7 protein-coding genes are annotated in these 7254 nt (G+C 69.4%); 5 read left to right on the top strand and 2 right to left on the bottom strand.

What is annotated here, in order from left to right; all coding sequences use genetic code 11:
• Window positions 1-188 precede the first annotated feature (188 nt).
• Window positions 189-623 (top strand): DUF6640 family protein, encoded by a 435-nt coding sequence (locus tag QH283_RS06020; RefSeq protein ID WP_011212396.1) that lies wholly within the window; start codon window positions 189-191, stop codon window positions 621-623.
• Here the strand turns inward: QH283_RS06020 and QH283_RS06015 are convergent.
• Window positions 597-983 carry a site-specific integrase gene (locus QH283_RS06015; protein WP_228811414.1) on the bottom strand — a complete coding sequence of 129 codons (387 nt, stop codon included), beginning with the start codon at window positions 981-983 and terminating at the stop codon, window positions 597-599. The genes QH283_RS06020 and QH283_RS06015 overlap by 27 nt on opposite strands.
• 132 nt (window positions 984-1115) lie before the next feature.
• Here QH283_RS06015 and QH283_RS06010 point away from each other — a divergent pair, with 132 nt between their 5' ends.
• Entirely contained in the window at window positions 1116-4133 is a 3018-nt protein-coding gene (locus tag QH283_RS06010; RefSeq protein WP_280502019.1) for a Tn3 family transposase, read from the top strand.
• 19 nt (window positions 4134-4152) lie between these two features.
• On the opposite strand, the gene QH283_RS06005 is transcribed toward QH283_RS06010, so the two are convergent.
• Window positions 4153-4800: a TetR/AcrR family transcriptional regulator gene (locus tag QH283_RS06005; protein WP_011212399.1), complete on the bottom strand. Its 648-nt coding sequence runs from the start codon at window positions 4798-4800 to the stop codon at window positions 4153-4155.
• A 187-nt stretch (window positions 4801-4987) separates the two neighbouring features.
• On the opposite strand from QH283_RS06005, the gene QH283_RS06000 reads away from it, so the two are divergent.
• From QH283_RS06000 to QH283_RS05990, 3 genes are read left to right on the top strand one after another with little or no spacing between them, the layout of a single operon-like run.
• Complete coding sequence (locus tag QH283_RS06000) at window positions 4988-6511, top strand: MFS transporter (RefSeq protein ID WP_432420671.1); 1524 nt, start codon at window positions 4988-4990, stop codon at window positions 6509-6511.
• Entirely contained in the window at window positions 6508-6675 is a 168-nt protein-coding gene (locus QH283_RS05995; RefSeq protein ID WP_011212401.1) for a hypothetical protein, read from the top strand. Before QH283_RS06000 ends, QH283_RS05995 begins: the two co-directional genes overlap by 4 nt.
• Window positions 6676-6696: 21 nt before the next feature.
• Window positions 6697-7224: a PaaI family thioesterase gene (locus QH283_RS05990; RefSeq protein WP_280502018.1), complete on the top strand. Its 528-nt coding sequence runs from the start codon at window positions 6697-6699 to the stop codon at window positions 7222-7224.
• Window positions 7225-7254: the final 30 nt, after the last annotated feature.

Genomic DNA, 7254 nt, shown 5'->3' with positions numbered 1-7254 from the left:
CCCCCCCCCCCCCCCTCTTTGGCGGGGGGCCCAACCCTGCCGGCTTTTGTGTTGGTGGGCTCTTTGGGGGGGGTTTCTTTCCGGGGGGGGGGGGTGCGGGCCCCCCCCCCGCGGGGGCGGGCCCCCCCGCCGGCGGGGGCGGGGGGCCGGGGAGTCCGATCCACTACAGGGCTGTAGGAACTCGTGAGATGACCACTCAGCGCAACCGTCACCACAGCACTGCACGCATTCTCGTCACCTACGTCGCCGTAGCCACAGCGCTCACCGCAGCACTGTCCGAGCTGCGCGACGACGCATGGCCCCCACACGCGAAACTCCATGCCGCCCAATACATCCTCGTCACGGTCGGGCTCAGTGTGATCGCGATGGTCCTGCTGTGGCAGCGCGGAAGCGGGGCACGAACACCCGTGATCACGGCCTGCTCGATCCTGGCCACGCCATGGCTGGGCCTGCTGGCTGCACCACTGTTTCCCGGCACCTCCTTGCACAAACCCCGACCGGACAACCCCCTGCTCCTCGGCCTACACCCGCAGCTACTCCTGGCCACTGTCATGCTGGCGCTGCTGCTCGCCGCCGTCGCGCTCACCACCCGAGCATCAACGACCGGAACGGCGGCGCGCTGACGGGTCGCTGTCGGCTTGGAACCGGCGAAGCCCCTCGTCGGAGACCCGCGCGTACTTCACCAGGCTGCGCACCGAGGTATGCCCGGACAGTTTCATCAGCACCGGCGTCGAGGCACCGTCCTCCGCGGCGTGGGTCAGCCGGGAATGGCGCAGCTGGTGCAGCGTGTAGGGGCCGTCGTCGAAGGCGAGGGTGTGCGACTCGAACAGCTCGGCCGCCCGCCGATACGACAGCCGCGCCCGCCCCGTACTCGGGTCGACATCGTTGACCGCTACCGAGGGCCGGGCCTTGCGGTCGGTCAGGAACACCGGCCCGGACTTGCGCCCGGCCAGCATCCTGGGCAGTAGGGGTAGCCGTAGCATCCGCCGAAAATCAGGCGGATATGGCGTAGCCGCCTGGTAGGCATCGGGTTTCGGGTTCGGCATGCGCTGTCGGCTGGTTGGTGCTTGGCTGCCGGTGATGGTGTTGGTCGGCGCTGGTGGAGGCTGGGGTTCGTGGCGACGCGGATGTTCGCGGACGAGGAATTGGAACGTCTGCGGGGATTCCCGGAGATCAGCCGCGAGGAGCTGTTTCGATACTTCACGCTCACGTCGGCGGATCTGGCGTTCGTGGAGCCGGGCCGCGGCCGGGGACCGGCCGAACGGCTGGGCTTGGCGATCGCGTTGTGTACGCTGCCGTGGCTGGGATTCGTGCCGGATCGGCTGGTCACGGCCCCACCGGTGGCGGTTGCTCGTATCGCCGAGCAGTTGCGGGTGGATCCGGTGGTGATCGGTGCCTATGGCAGGCGAGCCAAGACCCGCACCGAGCATGTGCGCCTGGCCGCGCGGTACCTGGGATGGCGTGCGGCCGGTGCGCTGGAGTTCAAGGAGCTCGATGAGTTCCTGCTGGCGCGGGCGATGGAGCACGATTCGCCGACTCTGTTGTTCCGGCTGGGGTGTGAGTATCTGATCTCGGCGAAGGTGATCCGGCCGGGCCCTGTCACCGTGGTGGAGCGGGTCGCCCACGCCCGGCACCAGGCCCAGACCGAAACCTATGATCGGCTCGCTCACGAGTTCACTGCGGCGCGGTGTGCGGAGTTGGACGGCTTGCTGGTGACCGACGCGTCGCTGGGGATTTCGCGGTTGCGGTGGCTGTCGACGGGGCCGGTGGAGGCGTCGGCGGCTGCGGTCCGCGCTGAGGTCGACAAGCTGGGGTTTCTGCGGGGTTTGGGTGCTGATCGGCTGGATATGTCGGTGCTGCCCGCCGAGCGGCGCCGGTTCTTGGCCACGATGGGCCGGCGTCTGAGTCCGCAAGCCCTGGAGCGTCGGGATCCGCAGCGCCGGTATCCGATCCTGCTCACGGTGCTGGCCCAGTCGGGCACCGATGTGCTCGATGAGGTCGTGGCGTTGTTCGATCAGGCGATCTCGGCGAAGTTCGGTGCCGCCGAACGGAAGATGCAGCAGCAGCTGGCCGAGCGCGGCAAGACCGGCGAGGACCGCCAGGCGCTGCTGGACGATCTCCTGGAAATCGTCACCGACCCGACGGTGGCTGATGAGGAGATCGGCGCGCTGATCCGCGGCGAGAAGATCGGGTGGGAGCGCCTGCGCGCGGCGATCGCCCAGGCCGAACCCAGGTTGCCGCGTGATCACGGGCATCTGGCAGCGCTGGATTCCTCCAACAACTATCTGCGCCAGTACCCCCCCGCAGTGCTCGCGGCGGGGCGCTTCGCCGGCGGCACCGCCGCTACCGAGCTGCTGATCGCGGTGAACATGCTGCGGGAGCTGAACGCGACCGGGCGGCGCAAGGTCTTCGACGACGCCCCGACCGGGTTCGTGCCGATGAAATGGCGCGGCTACCTCGACGAGGCCGCCCGAAAATCGGGCAGCGCCACCGCGTATCGGCACTACTGGGAGTTGTGCGTGCTGCTGGGTTTGCGTGACGGGCTGCGCAGTGGGGATGTGTTCGTGCCCGGCTCGCGCCGCTACGCCGACCCGGCCGCCTACCTGCTCACCACTGGGCAGTGGGAACCGCAACGCGGAGAGTTCTGCCGCCTGGTCGGGCGATCCGCCGATCCCGGCGTCGCGCTGGCGGCCGTGGTCGCCGAACTGCACGATGCGGTCGGTGAGCTGGAGGCGGTGCTGGCCGGCGGGGACGGCCCGGTCAGGGTGGACGAGGGCGGGGATCTGGTGATCTCGCCGCTAAGCGCGGAAGATGTTCCCGCCGAGGCGATCGCGCTCAAGGCCGAGCTGACCGAGATGCTGCCGTTCGCGCCGATCGTTTCCTTGTTGATCGAGTTGGACAAGCGCACCGGCTACCTGGACTGCTTCACCCACGCCGGCGGCCAGGCCACCCGCACACCAGAGCTCAAACGCAATCTGATCGCGGTACTGCTGGCGCACTCGACGAACCTGGGGTTGACCCGGATGGCCGAGGCGTGCGGGATCACCTACGACATCCTGGCCTGGACCGATGAGTGGTATGTGCGCGAGGAGACCCTGCGCGCGGCCAACCTCACGCTGATCGACTACCATCAGCGGCTGCCGCTGACCGCGGTGTTCGGTGCCGGAACGCTGTCGTCGAGCGACGGGCAGCGGTTCCCGACGCGCGGGAAATCAACCACGGCCAGGCCGTTGAGCCGGTATTTCGCCAGCGAGGGCCTGTCGACCTACACCCATGTCACCGATCAGCATGCCACCTACGGCACCAAGGTGATCGTGGCGACCAAACGCGAAGCCCATTACGTGCTCGATGAGATCCTGGGCAACGCCGCGGATCTGCCGATCACCGAGCACGCCACCGACACCCACGGGGTCACCCTGGTCAACTTCGGGTTGTTCGACCTGCTCGGGATGCAGCTCTCGCCACGGATCCGGGATCTGGGCCGGATCACCCTGTACCGGCCGGGCCCGCGCGCGCAGGCCGAGGCCCGGTTCCCGCACGCGGGCCCGCTGATGACCCGCAAGGCCAACCTGGGTTTGATCGCCGAGCACTGGGACGATCTGCTGCGGTTGGCCGGATCGCTGAAGTTCGGGCACGCCACCGCGTCGCTGCTGGTCGGCAAGCTGTCGGCGTCGGGGCGGCAGAACACTCTGGCCGCGGCGCTCAAGGAGTACGGAGCGCTGCGGCGCACCATCTACGCCGCGAGGTACCTCTCCGATCCGGACTATCGGCGCAAGATCTCGCGGCAGCTCAACAAGGGCGAGTCGCTGCACGCGCTGCGCCGCGACCTGCTCTATGCCCACGAGGGGATGATTCGGGCGCGCCATCTCGAGGACCAGACCGAGCAAGCCTGGTGCCTGACCTTGGCGACCAACGCTGTGATCGCCTGGACCACAGAGTATTACGGGCTCGCTGTCGATCAGATGCGCCGCGCCGGGCAGCGTATCGATGACGAGGTCCTGGCCCATCTTTCCCCAGCGCACAGTGCCAACATCAACTTCTTCGGCGCGATCGAGGTCGACATCGACGCCGAGCTGGCCCAGCTGGGCCCGACCGGGTACCGGCCGCTGCGGGTGCGTGACACCTTGTTCTGACTGCGCGGCCGATCTGTGGTTACGGTCTGCCGGTGCCGGTCGGGCTGGTTGATGCGGTGGCTGTTGAGTGAGCGGTGAGGAAGTTGTCGACGAGCCGGGCGCAGTCGTCGTGGTCGATGGTGCGTAGTCCGGTGAGGCGGGCGAACACGATCGGGCCGAGGAGTTCGATGATGGCGAAGGTGGTGTCGAGTTCGCCGAGTGTGGCGCGGGCGTCGGGGCTGGTGAGGATCTGGTCGAACGGTCGGCGGTATTGCTCGATGACGCGGGCGCGTAGTGAGGTGAGCGCGGCCGGGTCGGTGTGGTTGTCGTCGATGGATCCCATGGCCAGCCAGGCCAGGGTGGTCATCTGTACCGGGGCCTGTTCGATGAGGTCGGCTTGGGTGGTGAGCAGCGTGAGGAGCTGCTCGCGTACCGGGGTGGTGCCGGTGGGGGCGTCGACGTGGGGGAGCAGCCGTTCGAAGGTCGCCGCGAGCAGATGGGTGGTGCTGCCGAAGTGCCGGTAGAGGGTGGCGCGCGCGACTTTCGATACGCGGGTGACCGCTTCGACGGTGACCGCCTCGACACCGCCGGTGGACAGCAGATGGGTGGCCGCGTCGAGCAACCGGTTGCGTGAGCGTGCCAGCCGCGGATCGGCCTGCTCGTCGTCCGCGGGGTGCGGGTCGGTCATGGACGCGTGTTCCTCCGGTTCGTGCCGTGCGGCTGTGGGTGTGAGTGGACTCTATCCCACACCCCGACCCCTATGATACGAATGGTCTCGCACAGAGACTATCGGTCTCTAAAGTCGGGAGGTGCCGGTGGACACGCCTGGGACGGACACTGTCGAGATCGCCCGGTGGACCCGGGCCGAGTGGTGGATGCTGACGGTGTCGTGCCTGGCGGTGGCGCTGGTGGTCGCGGCGATGGCGGCGTTGTATTCGGCGTTGCCGCAGATCGGGGTCGCGACCGGGGCCACCCAAGCTCAGCTGACCTGGATCGTCGACGGCTACACACTGGTGCTGGCGTGTCTGGTGCTGCCCGCCGGCGCCGTCGGTGACCGTTACGGGCGCCGTGTGGTGCTGGTGGCGGGGTTGGTGGTGTTCGCCGCCGCCTCGGCGCTGCCGCTGCTGCTGGACGAGCCGGTGTGGCTGATCGCGACGCGCGCGCTGGCCGGGGCGGGCGCGGCGCTGGTGATGCCCTCGACGCTGTCGATCCTGACCGCGGGGTTCGCCCCTGTTCATCGCGGCCGGGCGGTCGGGATATGGGCCGGGGTCGCCGGATCCGGGGCGGTGCTGGGGATCCTCGGTGCCGGGGTGCTGCTCGAACGATGGTCGTGGCCCTCGGTGTTCGTCGGGTTGACCGTGGCCGGGACGGTGCTGGCGGTGCTGGCGTGCACCATCGCCGAATCCCGCCACCGTGAGCATCCGCCGGTGGACTGGGTCGGCGCGGGCACGGTGGCGGTCGCGGTCGCCGCGATCGTGTTCGCCGCGATCGAGGTCCCCGCACGCGGCTGGGCCGACCCGCTCGTCGCCGCCGCGGCCGGGATCGGTGTGGCCGCGGCGGTGGCGTTCGTGGTCGTCGAACTGCGCAGCGCGGCGCCGCTGCTGGACGTGCGGTTGTTCACCCGCCGCGGTTTCGGTGCCGGGTCGCTGTCGGTGACCATCCAGTTCCTGGTCACCTTCGGAGTGTTCCTGCTGCTGGTGCAGTACCTGCAGCTGATCTTCGGTTACGGGCCGCTGGCCTCGGCGCTGGCACTGGCGCCGATGGTGGTGCCGCTGGTCGCGATCTCGGTGATCGCGCCGTGGCTGTCGAGCCTGGTCGGATTACGGGTGATGACCGTGACCGGCCTGCTCACCATCGCCGCCGGGCTGGTGCTGGTGAGCCGGTTGACCCTCGCCGCAAACTATCCCGACCTGCTGTGGCCGCTGCTGATCATGAGCGCGGGCCTGGGATTGTGCACCGCCCCGGCAACCTATGCCATCGTCGCCGACACCCCAGAGGCCAAACACGGGGTCGCCGCCGCGGTCAACGACGCCGCCCGCGAGATCGGCGCCGCGATCGGGATCGCCGTGGCCGGCAGCGTCCTCGCCGCCGGCTACACCCACCGCATCCAGCCCGCCTTGGCCCGGCTACCCGAGCCCGCCCGCGGCCCGGTCGCCGATTCCCTGGCCGCCGCCCTGCAAGTCGCCGACCAGGCCGGACCGGTGGCCGCGCCGCTGGCCGAGTTCGCCCAAGCCGCGTTCGTGCACGGCAGCGGCCAGGCCGCGCTCGCACTGGCCGCCCTCACCACCGCCACAGCGATCGTGCTGGCCGTCCTGGCCCCCGGCCGCACACCGCGCCCGCACACCAGGACGCCCTCACCGGCACCGCACTCCCCTCCTGGTGAAAGACGCCCGTCATGATGGGCTACCGCACGAGCATCGTCGGCACCGACGGATCCGGCCCTGCCCGTACTGCGCCAGTTGGCTGTCACCACCGCCGGTCACCGCTGCTGGCCCGGCTGCTGTCCACCCCACCGATCGAGCTCGACGGCAAAGCCCACTGCGACATCCTCATCACCGCCTAAACACACTCACAGAAAGCGCCCATGACCGAGAACACACCCAGCACTGACACACCCGAGCCCCGGCAGGTCCCGGACTGGATCCCCGCCTTCCCCGTGCTCGCACCCGACTCCGTCGACCTGCCGCCCCACCACGACCACTGCCTGGGCTGCGGACCGGCCAATCCCCACGGCCACCGGCTACGCGCCCGACGCGACGCACACGGCGTCTACGCCCACCACCGCTTCGACTCCCGCCACGTCGGCGCCCCAGCGATCGCCCACGGCGGCGCGGTCGCCACCGTCCTCGACGAACTGTTCGGACTCCTGCTCTACACCGTCGGGGAACCCGCCGTCACCCGCCACCTCGCCATCGACTACCTCGCCCCGATCCTGCACGACACCCCCAACCCCCTCCCCGCCCACAACCACTCCCGCGCCGGCCGCAAACTCCCCCAGAAAGCCACCATCGAAAACCACCGCGCCCACGTGGTCACCACCGCCTCCGCCCAGTTCCTCATCGTCGACGTCAACCACTTCCTCACCCCACAACACACCCCCACACAGCGATAACAGCCCCCTGACCTGTTCCGTAACCCGATC

Origin of the sequence: Nocardia farcinica (assembly GCF_029867845.1) — a bacterium.
GTDB classification, from domain to species: Bacteria; Actinomycetota; Actinomycetes; order Mycobacteriales; family Mycobacteriaceae; genus Nocardia; species Nocardia farcinica_A.
Note: the sequence above shows the minus strand (reverse complement) of the source record. Positions and strands in the feature narration are given on the sequence as shown.